Raw genomic sequence first — 1,924 nt, 5'->3', positions numbered from 1 at the left:
AAAAGTGTTAGATGAGAAGAAAGCCAGTGATGAAAGAGCTAGAATTGTTAATTTTTTCATTGTGATATATTCCAAAATAGATTGATTGTGACTAGAGCATAACGCCCGGCTAAGGGGTTGACAACGCACCACCGAACTCAAAAAACACACTGTAAACACTGAACTTAAATTTTGCACTAAAGCCGCCACGCGTTGGCAATCCCTCTTGAGCCGTTTGTTATGTGAATTTTTTCAAGCACCCAAAAGAGGAAAGTTTTTACGCTGCTGATAGGTTAAAGCTAGCTCTAAACAGGATTTGATTGCTGCTTCTGGCAACGGTTTCGATAAGGACAGCACTATTGCTCTGTTTCCCTGAAACTCCAGTTCTTCACAATACAATTCCCGAAATGTATCGACTAGCTTAGTTTGGCAATTAAAAAACAGGTAATAATTATTAGGAGACTTCAGCTTCCAATCCATTCTTAGTGGACTGCCTGTTTTTACGCTGTAGCTTGGCTCACCCCATTTTAGAGATTCATCGACATCACCCAGATCCAATTCAGATACGATTTGAAAGACTAGATTTCGCAGTTCCTCTAACCTAATACGAACATTTTCCGGATATTCATCGAAGCGATCTTTGACTATCTTGTCCATTGGAATCTCCCATTCACATAACGCTGCATTAAGTGGTGAGCAACGCCTACCACCTAGCCTAACCCATTGTGACATAAACACTTAAACTGAAGTAAGCCGAAAATGCCGTGCGTTGGGAATCCGTCTTAAATGCTTTGTTATATGATTTTCAACGACTGGCTTTGCCTGACCCATAGCTTCCTGAGACTAAATAATTGAGTGCATCATCTTTATCAACGTATATTTTCTTTTTAACCAAATATTGCTTGTGTCTACGTTGACGACAATCTTTGCAAACCAATACTTTATTGTCACTTAGTAATGCATGCTCTCTACATTCTAGTCTTCGAACTTTACAAAAGTGACAATGAGATATCCCTTTCACTAATTTCGAGCTAACTTCAAAATTTATTGTCGTAGTTAGCTGGTGTAAAGTTAAGGGTTTGCTCGCTTTAACTGACTTAGTAACCGTCGTCTTTTGGTTATTTTTTTTAACTTTAATACGAGGTACTTGAACTACTTTTTCCTTATATCCATTTTTCTTATAGAAAGACTTAATTTTAGCTTCAATTGATTTCAATTCATTCGATAAATCAACATGATTATCTACACCCCATTTATCTAGCTTTGCAATTGAAGCTAATAAACGCTCCATATTTCACCTTCTTTCATATAACGCCCAATTAAGGGGTGAGCAACGCTACCACCAAAACCTAAAGCATTGTGCCATAAACACTTAATTTGAAGTAGAACCAAAAATGCCAAGCGTTGGGAATCCCTCTTAAATTGTTTGTTATGTGAATTTTTCACACGCCCAGAAGAGGCAGATTTTTACGCTGATGATAGGTTAAAGCTAACTCTAGACAGGACTTGATGACCGTTTCTGGTAGCGGTTTAGATAAGGACAGAACTATTGCTCTGTTTCCCTGAAACACCAACTCGTCACCATACAACTCTCGAAATGTATCGACTAGCTTAGTTTGGCAATTAAAGAATAGGTAATAATTATTGGGAGACTTAAGCTTCCAGTCCATTCTTAACGGACTGCCCGTTTTTACACTGTAGCTTGGCTCACCCCATTTTAGAGTTTCATCGACTTCACCAAGTTCCAACTCAGATGCGACTTGAAAGACTAAATTTCGCAGCTCTTCTAACCTAACACGAGCATTTTCCGGATACTCATCGAACCGCTCTTTGACTACCTTGTCCATTGGAATCTCCTATTCACATAACGCCCGGCTAAGGGGTTGACAACGCACCGCCGAACTCAAAAAACACACTGTAAACACTGAACTTCAATTTTGCACTA

The 1,924-nt window shown here is 39.0% G+C and carries 4 protein-coding genes; all 4 read right to left on the bottom strand.

Annotated elements, in window-relative coordinates; all coding sequences use genetic code 11:
- The coding region (locus AACR75_RS00675; RefSeq protein ID WP_331415630.1) for a hypothetical protein at window positions 1-189 on the bottom strand (189 nt) is incomplete at its 3' end.
- Between the two features lie 42 nt (window positions 190-231).
- On the bottom strand, window positions 232-636 hold the full coding sequence (locus tag AACR75_RS00670; RefSeq protein ID WP_047691399.1) for a DUF1801 domain-containing protein: 405 nt from the start codon (window positions 634-636) through the stop codon (window positions 232-234).
- 148 nt (window positions 637-784) lie between these two features.
- Window positions 785-1,270: a hypothetical protein gene (locus AACR75_RS00665; RefSeq protein WP_047691396.1), complete on the bottom strand. Its 486-nt coding sequence runs from the start codon at window positions 1,268-1,270 to the stop codon at window positions 785-787.
- Between the two features lie 151 nt (window positions 1,271-1,421).
- Complete coding sequence (locus AACR75_RS00660) at window positions 1,422-1,826, bottom strand: DUF1801 domain-containing protein (protein ID WP_047691393.1); 405 nt, start codon at window positions 1,824-1,826, stop codon at window positions 1,422-1,424.
- Window positions 1,827-1,924: the final 98 nt, after the last annotated feature.

Origin of the sequence: Vibrio sp. ZOR0018 (assembly GCF_963865925.1) — a bacterium.
Classification (GTDB): domain Bacteria; phylum Pseudomonadota; class Gammaproteobacteria; order Enterobacterales; family Vibrionaceae; genus Vibrio; species Vibrio anguillarum.
This window is presented reverse-complemented; position numbering and strand designations above follow the sequence as displayed.